Genomic DNA, 18,803 nt, shown 5'->3' on the forward strand with positions numbered 1-18,803 from the left:
GCATCCGGGAAGGGCTGGAGCGCACGGGCGCCTCCCCTGGTCGACGAAGCGTTGCCAGCGTAGGCGTCCGGTACGCGGGGGCACTTCGCTCGTGTGAGGGATCCGGGATCCCCCGGGCGGACGAGCAAGCGCCCCGGATTTCGATCTTCTTTATGTCGTCCCTTCTTGGATGGGCGTCGACGACGCCGAAGGGAGCGGAATGACATCCGAAGGGATCGGACGGCGTGACGCCCTGCGGGCCTCGCTGGCGGGCGCGGCCGGCGCCGCGGCGGGGGCCGCGGCGCTCGGGGGCCCGCGGAGCGCGGCGGCGGCCGAGAGGACGGCGCGGCCGCCGCGTGGAGCGTACGCGCACAACGTGGAGGCGGTCGGCTACAGCGATCTGGACCATCGGCCCGCGTTCAAGATGGCGATCCGGGAGGTGAAGGGGCGCTGGTACCTCTACACCGGGCATTTCTGGCACAGCGGGTGGAGTGTCGTGGACGTCACCGACCCGCGTCGCCCGGAGGTCGTGGCGTTCGTCCCGGGGCCGGCCGACACCTGGACGCTCCAGGTGGACCTGCACGGCGACACGATGGTGACCGCGCTGGAGAAGGTCTTCCCGAACTTCGGCGGCGACCCGTCGGCCGACTTCGAGGACGGGCTCTACATCTGGGACATCGAGGATCCCGTCCGGCCGCGCCGCCTCAGCCACTACCGCACCGGGGGGACGGGCACGCACCGCAACCTGTATCCGGGCGGACGCTACGTCCACCTGGCCGCCGGGCTGGAGGGCTTCACCGGCAACATCTACGTCATCCTCGACATCGCCGACCGGTCGCGTCCACGCGAGGTGGGGCGCTGGTGGGTGCCGGGGCAGAAGGACGGCGAGCCCAAGGAGAAGACGACCGAACGTCCGCACTCGCACGGGTTCTGTTGCGGCACTGCCGGTGACGTCTCCCTGCACGGCCCGGCGTACCCGGTGGGGAACCACGTCTACCTGCCCTATGGCGGGGCGGGGCTGGTGGTGCTGGACATCTCCGATGTGTCTCGTCCCCGGCGCGTAGGGGGGCTCAGTTTCAGTCCGCCGTTCCATTCGCGGTTCGGTGTGCACGGCGTCCTGCCGTTGCCGGGACGCGGGATCGCGTTCGCCAACTCCGAGGACGTGTCGTACGGGAAGGGGCCCGCGCCGCACGCGTCCATCATCGACATCTCCGACCCGGCCGAGCCCTGGCTGCTGTCGACGTTCCCCTCGCCGGTGCCGCCGGACGACGCCCCCTACGACGACTTCGCCACGCGGGGCGGCTGGAGCGGTCCGCACAACATCAACCACCACCAGCACCATCCCGACGTGCAGCGGCAGGGCGACCTGTTCTACATCGCGCACTTCAACGCGGGGCTGCGTGTGTACGACGTGTCGAACGTGCGGCTGCCGCGCGAGGTCGGCTACTTCGTCCCACCGGAGCCGACACGCCGGTACGGCCCCATGCCCGAGGGCGACCTGGTCCTGCAGACCGAGGACGTCGTCGTGGACCGCCGTGGCTACATCTACATCTCCGACAAGAACCAGGGGCTGTGGATCCTGCGCTACACCGGTCCGCGGGTCTGACCTCGGCAGGGCGTCCCGGGTGATGGCGCGGCCGATGGTGGACGATCTTCGGTTTGCCCTTCTCCGCCACTTCGGCCCCGAATTACGGTGACTGTCGAGGGTTGTCACGGAGTCCGAAAGGTCGTCATGACCGACAACAGCACGTCGTCGTCCAGGTCCGCCGCTCCCATCGACATCACGCGGCCCCACCAGGCCCGGCTGTGGAACCACTGGCTCGGCGGAAAGGACAACTACCCGGTCGACCGCGAGGTCGGCGACAAGATCATGGAGGTGTATCCGGAGATCGCCGACGTCGCCCGGCAGTCGCGTGCCTTCCTGGTCCGGGTGGTGCACTTCATGACCGGCCAGGGCATCCGGCAGTTCCTCGACATCGGCACCGGGCTTCCGGCGGTCGACAACACCCACGAGGTGGCCCAGCGGGACGCCCCCGAGAGCCGGGTCGTGTACGTCGACAACGACCCGCTCGTCGTGGCGCACGCCCGCGCGCTGCTGACCAGCGTCCCGGAGGGCGAGTGCGCCTACCTGGAGGCCGACATCCGCAGTCCCGAGACGATCATCGAGCAGGCGGGGGCCGTTCTCGACTTCACCAAGCCGATCGGGTTGCTGCTGCTCGGCATCGTCGGCAACGTGCCCGACGAGGACGACCCCCGGGGCGTCGTGCGGCGCCTGGTCGACGCGTTGCCGTCCGGCAGCTACGTGTCCGTCAACGACGGCACCAACGTGCTGGGCGTCGACGAGTGGACGCCCGCCGAGGCCACCGCCCGCGGCGAGGCGCTGCGGCTGTGCGCCGAGGCCGGGACGGTGCCGTACCACGCCCGGACGCCCGAGTTCATCGAGTCCCTGTTCGAGGGCCTGGAACTGGTGGAACCGGGCGTCGTCTCCACGCCACTGTGGCGTCCCGACTTCCCCCAGATCGAGAACCTCCAGCCGATCGACTCGTTCGGCGGCGTGGCCCGGAAGCCCTGACCGCCCGAGGGGGCGAACGACCCGTCCGCAGCACGTACACGGCCTCGGCCGGCCGGTCGGCCCGCACCCGGCCGCCGAGGCCCGTTCACGAGCGTCAGCGCCAGGCGGGGTTGTCGCTGACCCGGAAGGTGTTGCACAGCGATTCGTACTCATCACCCTCTGGGCCGAGCAGCACGAAGTCCGGTGCCGTGGCCGTCACAGCCGCGTGCAACGCCGCAAGCAGCGCCCCCACCGGGATTCGGCCGAGCCCCAAGGTCGCGCGCAGCCGGGCCTGCCGCTCCTCGATATCGGGGGTGTCCTCAACGAGTTCCGGTTCGCAGCGCAGGGCGGCCGAGCGCATCTCCTCCAACCGCCCGCCCGCCGAGAACTTCAGGCAGTCCCGCCAGAACGGCGCACCGACGATCAACTCCATGGCGGCCGTCAGGTCCGCCGCGATCAGGCCGGCCTGACCTTCGGACGTGGCGTACAGGACCGGACGGCGGCCGCCCTCTCCACACAGGAAGTAGGAGCCTCCCGCGCCGTCGCCGGCGATGACGTCGAGCTTCGCGCCCGAGGCCAACCGCACCGGCTCGACGGGAGCGGTGCGCGACACGTCGAACTCGAACACCCCCGCCAGGAGATCGACGGCCGCCGGATCGCTTCGCAGGCGTTTCAGCATCGATTCGTCGGACACGGCGCGCACCATACCGGCACGTCCGCCCGGCCCGGCTCACGAGCCCATCGCATGCAGACGGTGACCGTTTCCTACAAGATCTCGCGGCCTCGGCCAGAGCATGCTGTTGGCATGACCATCGATGTTTCCGCGGCCGGCGCGTTCATGGCCACGCATGCGCGTGTCCTGGACCGCCGCCGTTTCGACTTGCTGACGTCCGAGACCGGCGATCCCGCCCCCGTGCTCGCCGCCCTCGACGGGTACCGGAACGCGGACGGCGGCTACGGGTGGGGGCTGGAGCCGGACCTGCGTGCGCCCGAGAGCCAGCCCGGGGCGGCGCTGCACGCCTTCGAGGTGTTCGAGGACATCGCTCCAGCCACGGCTCCGCAGGCCGGCGCGTTGTGCGACTGGCTGGAGGCGGTCACGCTGCCGGACGGGGGCCTGCCGTTCGTTCTGCCGCTGTCCACCACCGCCGGTACGGCGCCCTGGTGGGCGGGCGCCGATCCCACGGTGTCCTCGTTGCAGATCACGTCGGTGACCGCTGCCGCCGCCCACCGCGTCGCCGTCCACGATCCGGCCGTGGCCGGGCACCCGTGGCTGGAGCGCGCCACCCGCTACTGCCTGGACACGATTTCGTCCCTTGACGAGACGCCCCACGCGTACGTGCTGGCGTTCGTCGTCCGTTTCCTGGACGCGGTGCACGACACGCACCCGCAGCAGGCCGCCGAACTCCTTGACCGCATGCGGCGGCACATTCCCGAGGACGGACGAATGCACGTCGAAGGCGGCACCGAGGAGGAGACCCTCCACCCGCTGGATTTCACGCCGCTGCCCGACCGTCCGGCACGCGCGCTGTTCGCCCCGGACGTCATCGCCGCCGACCTGGACCGTCTCGCCTCGCTCCAGCAGGAGGACGGCGGCTGGATCGTCGACTACGCCCAGATCTCGCCCGCGGGCGTCCTGGACTGGCGGGGCCACACCACCGTCCGCGCCCTCGACATCCTCCACCGCAACGGCCGCCTCTGACCTGCCCCGCGACGGACGCGCCCGACCGGCCGGAGCACACCTTCGCCGTAACGGCGACGACGGTCGTCGCTCCACCGGTGCGGCCGGGCGTGACGTGACCTATCGTCCTGCGGCATCGCTCTTCACAGCGGACAGCAGCCGGTGACGCCTCTCCGGGCGCGACGGTCGTGTGCGGCGGCGGTCGCCCGATCGGCCGCGACGGTCGGCTCTGGGCGGCCTGCGATGGCGGTTTCTGATCGGTGGCGGCGGGGCGGCGCCTAGGCTGGGCGGGATGGACGTGTTGCCGTGTGGACATGTCGCCTATGCCGGTGAGCGACGGCTCTGTCGGCACCTGGTGGGCGAGCGGGCCGACGACCACGACAAGGTCTGGGTGCTGCGCGGTGTCGGGGTGGAGTACGACCTGTGCTGCGCGGACTGCGGGCAGGCCGACGGGCGGCCGGAACTGATCGTCGCCTGCGAGGGCTGCGTCGACAGGGCCGACGACGACGCGGTGGTCGCGGTGGTCGGGGAGCCGGAGGTGCGCCGCCGTCCCGAGCCGGTCGACGGGTCGGTGGACGTGCGGCGGCTGCCGTTCGCTCCGCTGGACGTCGCGCCGGTCGCCGACCGCGCCGGGGAATGGCTGCTGCTCGACGGCTCACGGCTGGTGCGGTGGAACGCCGGCACCGGCGAGGTCATCGGCACCTGCGACGTCCGGCTGCCGGACATGGATTCCCGGCGGACCCCGCGCGACGCCCCCCGGTATCGGCTGCACGCCTCGCCCGACGGGGATTACGCGGCGGTCGTGGTGGACTTCGGGCGCTACGGCACGGTCGTCGAAACGTCCACGGGACGCACCCCCATGCGCTTGGACCGCGGCCACTACCACGTGGAGCAGACCCCGTTCCCGGCCGCGTTCACGCGCGTCGACGGCCAGATCCTCCTGGCGCACGGGTCGGCGTGGAACCGGGTGGACCTGTCCGACCCCGCCACCGGTGAGAACGTCACCCCGCGCGAGTTCGAGCCCCCCGGCAAGAAGCGCACACCGCACTACCTCGACTACTTCTACGGCACGCTGTGCCCGTCCCCAGACGGCAGGTGGATGGCGTCGGACGGCTGGGTCTGGGCTCCCGTGGGCCTGCCGCGCCTGTGGGACGCGCACGCATGGCGTCACGAGAACGTCTACGAGTCCGAGGACGGGGCGTCGGTCCGCGACCTGCGCCTGGTGCCGTACAACTGGAACGTCCCGATGTGCTGGCTGGACGAGTCGCGTTTCGCGATCAGCGGCATCGGCCGCGACGACCAGGCGATGATCCCCGGCGTGGAGATCTTCTCCGCCGAGTCCGGCACGCGCATCGCGCGGTTCGCCGGGCCGGAGGGGCTCCTGCACGCCGACGGCCGCCGCCTGTACTCGTCCGCCCCGGACGGCCTGCGGATCTGGGACCACAAGACCGGGGAGCTCACCGGTGAGGTCCCCGGTTTCGTCCCGACGCATCACCATCCGGCCGACAACCGCCTGGCCGAACTCGACGCCGACCTACTCCGCCTCTGGCGAGCGGGTTAGCCGCCGTTGAGGATCCAGGAGAGGTTGAACTTGCGGAAGATGATCGAGCGGTAGGACGTGCCGTTGCTGGAGGTGTCGAGGTTGCTCTCGACCAGTGCGGCGATGCGGTAGTCGGAGGTCTTGGCCATGCTGGAGTAGCCGCCCTCGGTGCCGGCCCCGGCGGGCAGCGGGCCGTCGCTGAGGGGGCGGCTGACGGGCCAGGTGCGGGCGTTGTCATAGCTGATGCGCACGCGCATCTTGTCCGCGCGCTGCACGGTGCTGGCCGGGTTGAGGAAGACGGTGCGGGCCGGGGCGTCGTTGTTGTACTGCAGCACCGACGCCTCGCACTTGGGGTCGAGCAGGGTGTCGTCGGGGGCGAAGGCGGAGAACGTGCCGGTGGCGCTGCCGCGTGACACCCAGCGGCGCTTGGCGGTCTCCCAGGTGGACGTGGTGGGACGGTCGTTGCGGTAGAGGGTGCCATCGGCGAGCTGGGCGATGGTGGCCTCGCCGGTCTGTTCGCCGAGTTTCTGCACCCGCCAGGTCTGGCCGTGGTCGGTGCTGACGATGTTGCGGTGCTGGGCGGGGACGACCAGGTGGCCCTCGCTGGTGTAGACGCCGTTGCCGGGCCCCATCGCGTCCCACGCCCATTCGGCGCCGTTGGCCTTCTTCTTCGGGGTGAGCGTCTCGGTCATGTCGGTGGGGGTGGACGTGCCGTCCAGGCCCTTGAACGACAGGCCGTCGTCGGTGCTGCGCATCAGGTAGGTGCGGCGGTCGCCCCACTTGGTGATCGGTGTGGTGGTGGTGCCGGTGTCGGGGTCGTAGCCGCCGGTCTGGCTGTAGCCCGCCGGGTTCCACGACATGAACATCCAGATCGTGCCGGTCTGCATGTCGACGACCGGGGTGGGGTTGCCCCAGGTTCCCTGCCCCGCGCCGACGACCTCCTTCAGGCCCGACCACGACGCGCCGTTGTCGGTGCTGCGCTTGTAGACGAGGTTGATGTTGCCCCAGTCCTTGTTGCTGGACGCGCGTCCCTCGGCGAACGCCAGCAGCGTGCCGGCCTTGGTGCGCACGATCGACGGGATGCGGAAGGAGTGGTAGCTGATCCCGTTCAGCGACTCCGTGCGGCCGCCCTTGAACAGCACCGTGGCGGAGTGGACGGGGGTGGCGGACTTCGCCGGGTCGTCCGCGGCCCGCGCCGGAACGGCCGTCACGCCGACGAAGGCCGTCGCGCCGGCGAGGGCCGTCCCCGCGAACAGGAGCGCCGCCGCGGGAAGGGCCGGGGCCCGGAACGCCGTCTTCATTTGTCCTCGCTTCCCGGGCCGGACACCGAACCGCCCATCCCCGTCGAAAGTCGATCAATCAGGACGATACGCGGCGAACGACCTCGGCACAGCGGGGCATGATCAGAATTCAGGCGGAGTTCACCAACGCCGAGGCGTCGGCGGGGGCGTCCCAGTCGATGCGGTAGCGCTGCTCGGGTCCGAGGGTCTTCTCGCCGCTGAGGAACGTGCGGGTCGCGATCGGCATGAACAGCCGCATGAACGCGGTGCCGACCGGGCCGAGCGCCTTGGTGCCGTTGGTCTTGGCGGCGCGGGCGGCGATCTTCTCCACCCGGGGACGGCGCAGCCGCTCGTAGGCGGCGAACGCCGACGGCACGTCCGGCAGGTCCCGCAGGCAGCGGGCGAGCTGGACGGCGCTCTCCACGGCCAGTGACGCGCCCTGCCCCGAGCTGGGGGACGGCGCGTGGACCGAGTCGCCCACCAGCACCATCCGGTCGCGGTACCAGCGCGACGCGCTCGGAATGATGCCCATGGTGCCGAGCACGATCAGGTCCTCCGGGTCGGTGTGGGCGAGCAGGTCGCGGCCGGGCGTCTCGTCGCCGACGACCTCGCGCAGCCGGCGCAGCCACTCGTCCGGGGGCGTGCGCCGGGCCTCGGCCGTCGTGGTCCGCGCCCGGTGCGGGAGGTTGACGAACCAGGCGGTGGTGCCGTCGAGCTGCGGCCAGTAGCCGAGGAACGCGCGCCTGCCGAACACGAAGTACATGTTCTCCGGGTCGCCGGGGACGGTCGTGCGGGCCGCGGCGCCGAAGTTCAGCAGCGGGACGTGCTCGGGCTCGGGGGCGTCCGGGTCGATGAGGGTGCGGACGGTCGAGCGGATGCCGTCCGCGCCGACCAGCACGTCGGCGGTCGCGGTCGTGCCGTCGCCGAACCGCGCGGTGATCCCGTCGGGCCTCTCCTCGACGCCGACCAGGCGCTTGCCGTGCTCGAACGTGATGCCCTGCGCGAGGGCGGTGTCGCGCAGCGCCCGGTGCAGGTCGGTCCGCCACAGCGCGACGCCCGGCGGCAGCCCCTGCGGAGCCAGGAACGCGCCCATCCGCCTGCCGCGACCGTCCGTCATGAGCATGTTGCGGGCGGGCTGGCCCACGGCGCGCACCGCCTCGTCGGCGCCGATGATGCGGAGCGCCTCGATGCCGTTCGGCGCGATGCCGAGCATGGCGCCGACGCCGTCGGCCGACGACTCCGCGTACGCCTCGTACACGACCGCCTCGATCCCGGCCCGCCGCAGCGCCATCGCCGCCGCCGGACCGGCGATCCCGCCCCCGATGACCAGCGCGGTCTTCACCGTCGTCATGTCTCGTCCCCTCCCGCTTCGGGCGAATAGTTGCTTACAACTATGTGCGACCGATTAGTCGATGTCAACTATCTCGGATCGCGAGAGGATGCGGAACGGTCTAGCCTGCCAACGGCGGCCGCAACCCGCCGGGACCCACGAACGGAGGACGACCATGCGCAGCCGCGTGACCGTCGTCGGCGAGGTGCTCGTCGACCTGCTCTGGAGGGCCGGCGCCGCGCAGGTGCTCCCGGTGCCCGGCGGCAGCCCGGCGAACGTCGCGGTCGGGCTGCACCGCCTCGAACGCCCCGTCACCCTCGTGACGACCTGGGGCGACGACCCGCCCGGCGCGCTGATCGGCGCCCACCTGGACACCATCGGCGTCGAGGTGCGGCGCGCGCCGAGCGTCACCGAGCGCAGCACGCTGGCCATCGCCTACCTGGGCGAGGACGGTTCGGCGTCGTACGAGTTCCTCGCCGCCTGGGATCCGCGGGCGCTGGACGTGCCCGCCGACACCGCCGTCCTGCACACCGGCTCGCTGGCGCTGGTGGTCGAGCCCGGCGCGTCCGACGTGCTGGACGCCTGCCGCCGGGTGCGCGAACGGCCGGGCACGGCGGTCGCCGTCGACCTCAACGTGCGGCCCGCCGTCCAGCGCGACCGCGCCGCCTACCGCGCCGCCTGCGACCGGTTCGCCGAGGTCGCCGACGTCGTCAAGGCCAGCGACGAGGACCTGGCCTGGCTCTACCCGGACATGACCGCCGAGCACGCCGCCCGCGACCTGCTGGCGCGCGGCGCCCGGCTGGTCGTCGTCACGCTCGGCGCGGACGGCGCGTTCGCCCTCACGGCCGACGCGCACGTGCGCGTCCCGGCACCGTCCGTCGAGGTCAAGGACACCGTCGGCGCCGGCGACGCCTTCCAGGCCGCCCTGCTGGACGCCCTGGCCTCCGGCGCCGCGACCGGCGACCGGCTCGTGCTGCCGTCGTCGGCCGAGGAGCTGACGGGCGTGCTCACCCGCTGCGTCACGGCCGCCGCCATCACCTGCACGCGCGTCGGCTCCGACCCGCCGACCGCCGCCGAACTCCAGGCCGCCGCGCCGTCCCCACACGACGGGTAGTCCCCGCGCTCCCGCGGACGAGGCCGACGCGGCCGGGTATGCCCGGCGACCCGAGCTGATCACGCGCTGGAGACAGGCGATCACGCTCCAGTTGCGCGCGGCGACGGACGGATGTTATGCATGAGTCATGCATGATAGGCAGCGGACGGCGAACCTGCTGGGGGCGACCGCTCTGGCCGTCACCGACCTGGCCCTGTCCGGGGCGACCCGGGCGGCCGGTGTCAGTGCCAGCGGTGCCGCCGCGCTGGTGGTCCTGTCGGCGGGCGGCGGGGTGAGCGTCACCGAGCTCGGCCGCCGCGTGGGGCTCAGCCAGTCCGCGGCCGCCCGCATGGTCGACGGCCTGGAGGCCGCCGAACTCGTCGAACGCCGGCCCGGCCTGGGACGCATGGTGACCGTCCAGCCCACCGCGGCCGGCCGCCGGGTCGCCGGCGAGCTGCTGCGGGCACGCGGCGCGCCCCTCGCCGACGTGCTGGACGCCCTCGACGACGACGAGCAGCAGACCCTCGCCGCCCTCCTCGCCAAGCTCCTGACCCGGCTGTACGACGTGGTCGGCGACGCTCAGCTGATGTGCCGTCTGTGCGACCGCCACTCCTGCGTCCAGCACGCCACCTGCCCCGTCGGCCAGGCCGAACGCGAGCGGGAGCGCTGACCGCATGGGCGTGCTGCTCGCCCTCGCCTCGGCGGTCTGCTACGGCATCGTCGACTTCACCGGCGGCCTGCTGTCGCGCCGCGCGAGCTTCGCCGTCGTCGCGGTGGCCGGGCAGGCGGGCGGGCTGGCGCTCACGATCCTGCTCGCCCCGGTGATCCCGGCGTCCTCGGTGACGTTCGCCGACCTGGCGTGGGGAGCCGCGTCCGGCGTGGGCACGGCCGTGGGCATGCTGTTCCTGTACCGGGGCCTGAGCCGGGGCGCCATGAGCGTGGTGGTGCCCGTCAGCGCGGTGAGCGGCGTCGCCCTGCCCGTCGTGATCGGGGTGGCGGTGCTGCACGACAGGCTGTCGGCCGCGTCGTGGCTGGGCGTCGCCGTCGCCGTCCCGGCCCTGTGGCTGGTGTCGCGGACCGCTGACGACGACCCGTCCGGCACCGCGGCCGCCTCCGACGGGCTGATCGCCGGGACGGGAGTCGCGCTGCAGTACGTCGCGCTCGCCCAGGCGGGCTCCGACGCGGGCATCTGGCCCGTCCTGGCCGGACGGGTCGCGGCAACCCTCGTCCTGCTGCCGCTGCTCGTCCGCGCCGAAAAACCCTCGCTCGTCGCGACCCTCCAGGCCGCCGCGATCGGCGCCACCGCCGCGCTCGCGCTGACCTTCTACCTGGCCGCCACCCGGCAGCAGCTCATGGTGGTCGCCGTGGTGCTGTCGTCCTTCTACCCGGCGATCCCCATTCTGCTGGGCGTGACGGCCCTGCGCGAACGCCTCACCCGGTGGCAGACCCTGGGCCTGACCGGCGCCGCGGCCGCCGTCGTCCTCCTCACGACCGGCTGACCCCCCACCGCAACAACCTGTCCACATGCCGCCACCGCAACCCGTCCCCCGGCCGCACCTTCACCAGCAACATGCCCCTGTGAAGGAACGCCTGCCTCCTGACCCTCATGGGCATGACGTCGTCGACCCAGGCGAACCTGCGTCCGTCCGCATGCCGCAGAATCGGCGCCCACTTCCGCATTTGAGGGATCAGCAGCGGCGGGCACTTGGGATCGTCCGGCCGGGCCCGGTAGCCGGAGAAGTCCACGTACGGCAGCTCGGGGAGCCCCAGCAACGGCGCGATGTACTCGTTGGCGTAACGTTCCCAGGTCGTCGCCCACACGAGGTCATAGGTCCCGCGGAGCCGGACGAGCCATTCCGCGTGCTCGTCCGACACCCTGACCGTCAGCCTTCCGACGGCATGCTCGGCGAATCGGCCGGGATCGCGCGGATTCTCGGGATTGAGCACACCGTCCACGTCCAGGTACAGCAGAGGGCGCGCCGAGACCCTGCTCCCGGGCCGGGGCGCACCGGCGATTCGCCGCGCCACCCCGCCAACGTACCGGGGGCGGAGGGTCATCTATGCTGGCGGGCCGGAACCATGCGAACCATGGGGTCGAACGTGGGGTCGATCCGACAAGGAAGCCGCGCATGACTGATCTTCCCGTCCGTCACTTCCAGGGCCGCGACGGCGTTGACCTGGTGTACCGCGAGGTGGGCGAGGGACGGCCGCTGGTGCTGATCCACGGCTACTTCTCCACCGCGACGGTCAACTGGATCCGCTACGGCCATGCCGCCGAGCTCGCGGCGCGCGGCCATCGCGTGATCATGCCGGACCTGCGCGCGCACGGCGACAGCGGCAAGCCGCACGACCCCGGCGCCTACCCGCCCGACGTGCTGGCCGACGACGGGTTCGCGCTGCTGGAGACCCTCGGGCTCACCGACTACGACCTCGGCGGCTACTCGCTGGGCGGGCGCACCGTCGTCCGCATGCTGGCGCGCGGCGCGACCCCCCGCCGCGCGATCGTCGCGGGCATGGGCCTGGACGGCATCGTCAACGCCGGCGGCCGCAGTGACCACTTCCGGCACGTCCTGACCAACCTCGGCACGTTCGAACGCGGCTCGGCCGCGTGGAAGGCCGAGGCGTTCCTCAAGACGGTCGGCGGCGACCCCGAGGCGCTGCTGCGCCTCCTGGACTCCTTCGTCGACACCTCCCCCGAGGAGCTGGCCCGCATCACCGTCCCGACGCTGGTGCTGTCAGGTGCCAAGGACAACGACAACGGCTCCGGGGAGGCCCTCGCCGACTCCCTGCTGAACGGCAGCTACGTCGAGATCCCCGGCGACCACATGAGCGCCGTCACCAAACGCGACCTCGGCACCGCCATCGCCGACTTCCTCGCGTCCTGACCCGGACGCCGCGGCCCGGCGGAATTGTCGGTGGGCGTGTCTATAGTCGCGGCATGGCCGAGGATCAGGAGGCGTGGGACGAGCTGCACGCGGCGGGCTTCCTGCATGCGGCGCGTGAGGCGCACCGGGAGGCGACGCTGGCCGTCTTCGGCACGCTGAGCCGTTCGGCGGGGTTCAAGGAGCGCTCGTTCGGTTACGCGTCGTTCGACGTGCTGGAGAGCTGGCTCGACCGGGTCTTCCGCATCGGCCGCCGCGCCGACGGCGGCGACCGTCCGGCGGTGGTGCGGGACGACCTCAACGGTTCGCCCGGGTGGCGGTACGGGCGGTACCGCGTGCTGCTCAAACGGCACGAGTTCGGCGCCGTGCGGGCCATCCGCTGGGACCGGTCCAGCCCCACCAAGCAGGCCGTGGCGCGGCAGGACTTCCCCGACGACCCGCAGCTCGCCCTCGATCTGGGCATCGAGCCCGCGCGCGACACGCCCGGGGTGGTGACGCTCGTCCTCGCGCACAGCGCCACCGAGGAACCGCTGGACATGGAGCTGTACCTGGGGCGTCCCCGGCTCAACGCCGACGGCGGCCCGGCCTGGCACTGGCTGCGGCCGTTGGACGACGACGCCCTCGGCCCCGATCCACGGCGTAAGCTCGTCGAGCCCACCCTGCCGTTGTGGACCGACGACGAGGCGGACGCCCCCGTACGCCTGCGCGAGCGGCAGCAGCGGCGGCACGGCACCACGAGGAGACGGACGAGCATCGAAACGGCCAAGTGAACGACCCCACCACCGACGACCGCACGGCCAGGCGGCTCGCCGAGGCACGGCTGCTGTTCGACTGCGAACGGCTGACCCTGGCGCGCCGGCTGCGCGGGCTGCGCAAGAACCAGCTCGCCCAGGCGGTCGGCACCACCCCGGCCGCCATCGGCCGCTACGAGGGCGGCGTGCATCCGCCGTCCGAGGTCACGCTGTCGCGGCTGGCGATCGCGCTCGGCGTGCCGGTGGAGTTCTTCCACGCCGGACGCAGCCCCGTCACGCTCGACACCGCGCACGCCCACTTCCGGTCCCTGCGCTCGGCCACCCAGATCGAACGCGACCAGGCTTTGGCCTTCGGGCGGATCGCCGCCGACATCGTCGCCGCCCTTGAGGACCTGGTGGAGTTCCCGCCCGCCGACCTGCCCGAGTACCCGGTGTCGCCGGAGGAGATCGCCGGGCCCGGCCCGGTGGAGGCGGCGCGCCTGGCCCGCAAGGCGCTGCTGGACGAGCCCGGCCCCGTCCCGCACGTCGTCCGGCTGCTGGAGAAGCACGGCGTGATCGTGCTGATCCTGCCGCCGTCCACCGAGCGGGTCGACGCGTTCAGCATCGGCGCCCACCCCCGTCCGATGGTGCTGTTCAACCCGGCCAAGGGCGACTACTGGCGCAACCGCTTCGACGGCGCCCACGAACTCGGCCACCTGGTCATGCACGCCGACGCCGAACCCGGCAGCAAGGTCATCGAGGACCAGGCGCACCGCTTCGCCGCCGAGTTCCTCATGCCCGAAGAGGACATCGCCGACCAGCTCCCCCGCACCGCCGACTGGGACCGCCTGGCCGACCTCAAGGCCACCTGGGGCGTCAGCATGGCCGCCCTCCTCTTCCGCGCCCGCACGCTGGGCATCATGACCGAGTCCGCGTACCGGAACGCGATGAGCGCCATGAGCCGACAGGGCTGGCGCCGCCAGGAACCCGGCCCCGCCCGCCCCCTGGAAGGCCCCACCATGCTCACCCGCGCCGTGGAACTGACCACCGAGACGGGCATCGACCGCGACCACCTGGCCGAACGCGCCCACGTCACCCGCGCCGACCTGGACCTCCTCGTCCCCACCCGCCCCCACTAGCCCCTCCCCCGCCCAGGCACCGCCCCAGCCACCGGCACAGCCCCAGCCACCGCGCGACCCGACCACCGCGTGGCCCAGGTTGGCGGGGTGCCTGGTGGTGGGGTGGGTTGCTCACATCCTCAGCGTGCATGGGGGGCGGTCGCGGCGGTTGTGTTGAACGGTGTTTAATGCAATTGGACATCGTTCAAGGAGGGTGTGGTGACGGACATTCACGTGACCGTGTGGGACGACAGCGGGGGTTCGGCGCGGGTGGCGGCGGTCTTCGTGCACGGTGTGATCAGTTGGGGTACGGACGACCGGTACGGGTTCGGGGCGCAGCGGCCGCTGGCGGACGCCTACCGGCTGTTGATGGTCGACCGGCGCGGGCACGGCGCCAGCCCGGACATCGACCGCACGGACTACGAGGTGGACGCCGACGACATCGTCGGCCTGCTGACGAACGTCCCCGGCGGCGCGCACCTGGTGGGGCACTCCTACGGCGGGGTGGCCGCGATGCTCGCCGCGGCGCGCCGGCCGGACCTGGTGCGTTCGCTGACGCTCATCCAGCCCGGGGCCCTTCGCCCGGCGGCCGACCATCCGGTCGTGGCGGAGGCGCTGCGCCGCAGCCGCCAGGCCACCGCGGAGCTTCCCCCGGACCTGTCGCCGGAGGACTATCTGCGCATGTCGACCGAGGGACTCGGCCTGCCCATGCCCGAGCCGACCCCCGAGCGCCTGCGGGCCACGCGGGCGGCGATGCGCGAGCGCCCCTGCTGGGACGCCGACGTGCCCCTCCAGCCGCTGGCGGACGCCTCATGGCCCACCCTGATCATCACGGGGACCTGGGAGGACGCCCCCGAGGCGTATCGCCGGTACGCGGGTGAGCCGCTGCTGGCCGCCGCCGACTTCATCGCCGACAGGATCGGGGCCGAACGGCTGCGCGTCCCCGGGTTCTATCCGCACACCGAGCAGCCGGGGCTCATCAACGACGCGCTGCGGAACCTGTGGCGACGCGTCGACGCCGCGTCCTGACCCGGGACGGCACGAACGCCCACCGCACCGGCCATGCGCCGACGACCTGGGGGTCGACGGAAAGGCCGCCGGCCTTCCGGACGCGGTGCGGTGGGCAGGCCTCGCGGGACAGGAATCCGCCGTCCGGATGTCCGCTTACCGAACGACGGGAGACACGACACCCCGACGAGACCACTTGATTACTCTACGCGATGATCGCATTACCCTGGGCGGCGTTTCTCGATCCTCCGCTTGAGATTCTCAGCGCGCCGCCCCGTCCAGCAAAGGACGGGAGGCCGACGCCCGCCATCCTGAGGGCAGCGCACGCCCGTGACCTGGGCATGCCAGACGGCGCCCGGTCTCGCCGCGCGTGGTCTGGCGGTCAGCTCACCCAGGCCAGAAGAGGATCCCGCCGGGACGGATCGCGCAGGCGCGCCAGCGCGCCCTTCTCGAGCTGGCGGACGCGTTCGCGGGTGAGGCCGATCCGGTCGGCGATGTCCTGGAGGGTGTGCGGACGGCCGTCGTGCAGCCCGTACCGCAGGGTCAGGATCAGGGCCTCGCGCGGCGGCAGCTCGTCCACCAGGGCGCGCAGCTCCTGCGCGAGGTTCTCGAACTCCAGGACCTCGGACGCCGGCACGGTGGTCGCGTCGGCGATCAGGTCGCCGACGCGGGTCTCGCCGTCCTCCCCGACCATGGTGTCGAGGCTGAGCGTCTCGCGCGCGGCCCGGCGCAGGTCGACGACCCTGTCGACGGGCTGTCCGGCGGCCGCGGCCACCTCCTCGGCGGTCGGCTCGTGGCCCGCCGTCTCCAGGCGGCGCTCGATGCGCGCCAGCCGGGTCAGCTCCTCCAGGACGTGGGCGGGCAGGCGGACGGTGCGGGCCTTGTCGGCCAGCCCGCGGCCGATGGCCTGCCGGATCCACCACATGGAGTAGGTGGAGAACTTGTATCCCTTGGCATAGTCGAACTTCTCGACCGCGTGGATCAGCCCGAGATTGCCCTCCTGGATCACGTCGAGCATCGGCAGCCCGCGTCCGGCGTACTTCTTGGCGGCCGACACCACGAGCCGCAGATTGGCCCTGATCATGTGGTCCTTGGCCAGCCGGCCGTCCCGGGCGAGCTCCTCCAGTTCCTCGCGCGTGGCGTCGGCCGTACGCGGCGTACGCCCGCTCTCTCCCGCGTCGAGCAGGTGCCGTGCGTACAGCCCGGCCTCGATCCGCTTGGACAGCTCGACCTCCTGCTCGGCGGTCAGCAACGCCGTCGCACCGATCTGCGACAGGTACTGCCCCAGCAGGTCCCGCTCCTCGTCGGGCCCGGACGGCTCGTACCGCGGATGGTTCTTGTAAGCGCGGGCCACCCTGCTCACCCTCGCTCGTCGCGATGGCGTTTGGACGCGGGCACCCCGTAGCCGGGCTTGGGGTGGGGCCCGCCGTCCTGCTGCTTGCCGCGGTGGATGTCCTCCAGCCGGTCGGCGTGCCGGTGCGGCTCCTGGCCGGGCCGCGTGTGGGGCTGTTTCGAGGCGCCGGTGGTGACGTTCTCGGCGCTCGGCGACGAACCCGCCGCCCTCGCCTCACGGGCCTTCTTGCGGCGCTGGGTCTCGTCGCCTTCCATCTTCTTGCGAACCATGGGCGTCCCCTCGGCTCGACTGCCTTTTCCGGGAGGCGCCTTAAATACCCGCAGAGCACACCCCAAACCCGGAGAAGAGGGATTCTCAGCCCGGCGTGCAGGCGGTTCCGTTGAATGTGCAGGAGTACGGACGCAGCGGATCGCCGTTGCCCTGGAAGAAGATCGTCGTCCTGCCGCCCCTGGGCAGCGCCCCGCCGCTGACCACGATCGTGTGCCCGAAGCGCTGCCACGCCTGCGGCCACAGCGCCGTCAGTTTCCTGGGCGGATAGCTGAACGTCAGCCGCCACGACGACAGGTCGGAACCGCTCTCGTTCGCCACGACGTAGGAGCCGTGGAAGGTGCCCCGCCAGTCGTTGGCGGTGACGTACCTGATTGTGACCCGCCCGTTCGTCCGGGACGGCTTCGACGGGGACGGCGAGCGGGTCCGGCTCCGCGTCGCCCGTGGCGTGGGTGACGTGGAGGAGGGCGAAGCGGAGGACGGCGACGCGGACGGAGAGGGGGACGCGGAGGCCGACCGCGTCGGGCGCGGCTCGCTCTTGTGATCGCGTCCCGTCGGCCCTTCGCTCACCTGCGGGACGGCCGGCGACTCGTCGGCACACGCGGACGGCTCGCACTCCGCGGCGGCCTGCGGGACGCGTGCGTCATCGCCGCCCCCGCCGCCCCCGAAGACCATGCTCATCACCAGGATCGTGGCGACGAAGGTGACCAGCCCCACCCCGCCGGCCGCCCACGCGACCCCGGACGGCCGGAAGCCGTGCACGCTCGCCAGCGTCCCCGCCTTGGGCCGCCGCCGCGTTCCCCCCTGGCGGCGGCGCCCCGTCGATCCTGCCCTGCGTTCTGCCATGGCGTCCCTTCCGGTCGTACCAAGAAGGCCACCGAGCGTCGTCCCTCACCCGGGGAACACCGTCCCCGCGCCCCCACCCACGCACAATGCCGCGAAGATCTTAATGGACGAAGGGGGCTCGGAATGCCCAGAACGCGTCCGTTCTCGCCGGCTGCTTGCATCTCCGCGACAAAGTCCAACCCATCGCGAACAAAACGACACGTTGGGTAGAACTTTCGCCGCTTCCGTCGACCGGCAAGTGCGCATGACGTCGCACCTCCCGCCCAGGGCGATGGCGCACAATCCACAGAAGACGACGCCCACCTTGTTGCGGAAACACATTCCGCTATGCCTCACGCACACCCCGCGACTCCGCCGCTCATCCCAGGACGCCGCTGCACCTCCGGCACAACTCCACCTGTTCACGCACGTCAGCACCGCAGACGGAGGGCCCGGCCAAGGCCCACATTCCGGGGCGATCAGTTGATGCGGCCGTCCGCATCGTCACCCACCGTTTGATCCCACGCAGTCACCCCCCGTGCAGTCTTCTTGCGCCCGCGCGGGGGTTTCGCGATGCGCAACAGGCCCGTTGGCGGTACGGACGCTTTGCGGAAGCACGCCGCCGTCCGTTTCGGCCGATGGCACGGCTACGTAAAACTGTGGACGCCTAATCGTGCGTTAGTCATGTCGGCATGGACGGGAGCGCGTCCGGGAGGGCGTCACCGAACGACCTCGGACCGTCCCGGACGTGGACACACGGCGGGCCTGGCCGAGCCGCTCATCGCGGTTCGGCGTCGCCGTTCTTGATGTGGTGGAGGAACGCGCGCCACTGCGTCCGTTCCAGGACGAGCATGCCGCCGGAGCGATCACGCGAATCCCTCACGAGCACGCGGTCTTCGTGCGCCGCCACCTCGACGCACTCGTCACCCTCCTGGCTTGCGCCGCTCTTGCGCCAGGCGAGCCGGCTCCTCGACGACGGACGATCGGCCATCCAGCACCCCTCTGTGAATGTCGCCGGCGGGGCCTGTCGCACGAGTCATCCAGACAAGATCACCCACCAGGCCCAAAGCCGAGCAGGGCATGACAAACCACGACCTTGTGGAAAATTTCCCGGACAAGAGTGTAAACGGTTTCAGTTATCCCGCCTACACCGGGAGCACAAGATCA

General features: G+C 71.9%; 19 protein-coding genes. 11 read left to right on the top strand and 8 right to left on the bottom strand.

All coding sequences use genetic code 11. The features are described from left to right. Window positions 1-199 precede the first annotated feature (199 nt). A complete protein-coding gene (locus tag ABZ801_RS38180; protein WP_360707942.1) occupies window positions 200-1,585 on the top strand; it encodes a hypothetical protein in 1,386 nt (461 codons plus the stop codon). A 126-nt stretch (window positions 1,586-1,711) separates the two neighbouring features. Beyond that, window positions 1,712-2,551: an SAM-dependent methyltransferase gene (locus ABZ801_RS38185; protein WP_360707945.1), complete on the top strand. Its 840-nt coding sequence runs from the start codon at window positions 1,712-1,714 to the stop codon at window positions 2,549-2,551. A gap of 94 nt (window positions 2,552-2,645) precedes the next feature. On the opposite strand, the gene ABZ801_RS38190 is transcribed toward ABZ801_RS38185, so the two are convergent. Further along, complete coding sequence (locus tag ABZ801_RS38190; protein WP_360707947.1) at window positions 2,646-3,224, bottom strand: hypothetical protein; 579 nt, start codon at window positions 3,222-3,224, stop codon at window positions 2,646-2,648. Window positions 3,225-3,335: 111 nt separating this feature from the next. Here ABZ801_RS38190 and ABZ801_RS38195 point away from each other — a divergent pair, with 111 nt between their 5' ends. Next, window positions 3,336-4,229 carry a hypothetical protein gene (locus ABZ801_RS38195; RefSeq protein WP_360707949.1) on the top strand — a complete coding sequence of 298 codons (894 nt, stop codon included), beginning with the start codon at window positions 3,336-3,338 and terminating at the stop codon, window positions 4,227-4,229. Between the two features lie 271 nt (window positions 4,230-4,500). Beyond that, window positions 4,501-5,769 (top strand): hypothetical protein, encoded by a 1,269-nt coding sequence (locus tag ABZ801_RS38200; protein ID WP_360707952.1) that lies wholly within the window; start codon window positions 4,501-4,503, stop codon window positions 5,767-5,769. On the opposite strand, the gene ABZ801_RS38205 is transcribed toward ABZ801_RS38200, so the two are convergent. Together ABZ801_RS38205 and ABZ801_RS38210 are read right to left on the bottom strand one after the other, a co-directional pair. Continuing rightward, a complete protein-coding gene (locus ABZ801_RS38205) occupies window positions 5,766-7,049 on the bottom strand; it encodes a sialidase family protein (protein ID WP_360707955.1) in 1,284 nt (427 codons plus the stop codon). The genes ABZ801_RS38200 and ABZ801_RS38205 overlap by 4 nt on opposite strands. Window positions 7,050-7,158: 109 nt before the next feature. Continuing rightward, complete coding sequence (locus ABZ801_RS38210; RefSeq protein WP_360707958.1) at window positions 7,159-8,379, bottom strand: NAD(P)/FAD-dependent oxidoreductase; 1,221 nt, start codon at window positions 8,377-8,379, stop codon at window positions 7,159-7,161. A 154-nt stretch (window positions 8,380-8,533) separates the two neighbouring features. On the opposite strand from ABZ801_RS38210, the gene ABZ801_RS38215 reads away from it, so the two are divergent. From ABZ801_RS38215 to ABZ801_RS38225, 3 genes are all read left to right on the top strand, one after another. Next, the gene (locus ABZ801_RS38215; RefSeq protein ID WP_360707961.1) at window positions 8,534-9,472 is read left to right on the top strand and encodes a carbohydrate kinase; all 939 of its coding nucleotides are present in this window, start codon (window positions 8,534-8,536) and stop codon (window positions 9,470-9,472) included. Window positions 9,473-9,599: 127 nt separating this feature from the next. Continuing rightward, window positions 9,600-10,121, top strand: a complete 522-nt coding sequence (locus ABZ801_RS38220) for a MarR family transcriptional regulator (protein ID WP_360707964.1) — start codon at window positions 9,600-9,602, stop codon at window positions 10,119-10,121. A 4-nt stretch (window positions 10,122-10,125) separates the two neighbouring features. Continuing rightward, on the top strand, window positions 10,126-10,950 hold the full coding sequence (locus ABZ801_RS38225; protein WP_360707967.1) for an EamA family transporter: 825 nt from the start codon (window positions 10,126-10,128) through the stop codon (window positions 10,948-10,950). Here the strand turns inward: ABZ801_RS38225 and ABZ801_RS38230 are convergent. Beyond that, the gene (locus ABZ801_RS38230; protein ID WP_360707970.1) at window positions 10,937-11,479 is read right to left on the bottom strand and encodes an HAD domain-containing protein; all 543 of its coding nucleotides are present in this window, start codon (window positions 11,477-11,479) and stop codon (window positions 10,937-10,939) included. The genes ABZ801_RS38225 and ABZ801_RS38230 overlap by 14 nt on opposite strands. A gap of 101 nt (window positions 11,480-11,580) precedes the next feature. On the opposite strand from ABZ801_RS38230, the gene ABZ801_RS38235 reads away from it, so the two are divergent. From ABZ801_RS38235 to ABZ801_RS38250, 4 genes are all read left to right on the top strand, one after another. Then, window positions 11,581-12,336, top strand: a complete 756-nt coding sequence (locus tag ABZ801_RS38235; protein ID WP_360707972.1) for an alpha/beta fold hydrolase — start codon at window positions 11,581-11,583, stop codon at window positions 12,334-12,336. Window positions 12,337-12,389: 53 nt separating this feature from the next. Next, window positions 12,390-13,103 (top strand): hypothetical protein, encoded by a 714-nt coding sequence (locus ABZ801_RS38240; RefSeq protein ID WP_344953750.1) that lies wholly within the window; start codon window positions 12,390-12,392, stop codon window positions 13,101-13,103. Next, window positions 13,100-14,203, top strand: coding sequence for an XRE family transcriptional regulator (locus ABZ801_RS38245; RefSeq protein WP_360707975.1), 1,104 nt, complete (start codon window positions 13,100-13,102; stop codon window positions 14,201-14,203). Before ABZ801_RS38240 ends, ABZ801_RS38245 begins: the two co-directional genes overlap by 4 nt. A gap of 198 nt (window positions 14,204-14,401) precedes the next feature. Then, on the top strand, window positions 14,402-15,211 hold the full coding sequence (locus ABZ801_RS38250; protein ID WP_360707978.1) for an alpha/beta hydrolase: 810 nt from the start codon (window positions 14,402-14,404) through the stop codon (window positions 15,209-15,211). Window positions 15,212-15,572: 361 nt separating this feature from the next. Here ABZ801_RS38250 and ABZ801_RS38255 read toward each other — a convergent pair whose 3' ends face one another. The 4 genes from ABZ801_RS38255 to ABZ801_RS38270 all read right to left on the bottom strand — a co-directional run bounded on the left by ABZ801_RS38255 (window position 15,573) and on the right by ABZ801_RS38270 (window position 18,627). Continuing rightward, the gene (locus ABZ801_RS38255; RefSeq protein WP_360707981.1) at window positions 15,573-16,553 is read right to left on the bottom strand and encodes a sigma-70 family RNA polymerase sigma factor; all 981 of its coding nucleotides are present in this window, start codon (window positions 16,551-16,553) and stop codon (window positions 15,573-15,575) included. Next, window positions 16,550-16,813, bottom strand: coding sequence for a hypothetical protein (locus ABZ801_RS38260; RefSeq protein WP_344953762.1), 264 nt, complete (start codon window positions 16,811-16,813; stop codon window positions 16,550-16,552). The genes ABZ801_RS38255 and ABZ801_RS38260 overlap by 4 nt, the downstream gene beginning before the upstream one ends. An 85-nt stretch (window positions 16,814-16,898) precedes the next feature. Further along, on the bottom strand, window positions 16,899-17,657 hold the full coding sequence (locus tag ABZ801_RS38265) for a cellulose binding domain-containing protein (protein ID WP_360707984.1): 759 nt from the start codon (window positions 17,655-17,657) through the stop codon (window positions 16,899-16,901). 757 nt (window positions 17,658-18,414) lie between these two features. Continuing rightward, window positions 18,415-18,627, bottom strand: a complete 213-nt coding sequence (locus tag ABZ801_RS38270) for a DUF397 domain-containing protein (RefSeq protein WP_360707987.1) — start codon at window positions 18,625-18,627, stop codon at window positions 18,415-18,417. Window positions 18,628-18,803 lie beyond the last annotated feature (176 nt).

It is taken from the genome of Actinomadura sp. NPDC047616, assembly GCF_040642915.1.
Lineage (GTDB): Bacteria > Actinomycetota > Actinomycetes > Streptosporangiales > Streptosporangiaceae > Spirillospora > Spirillospora miaoliensis.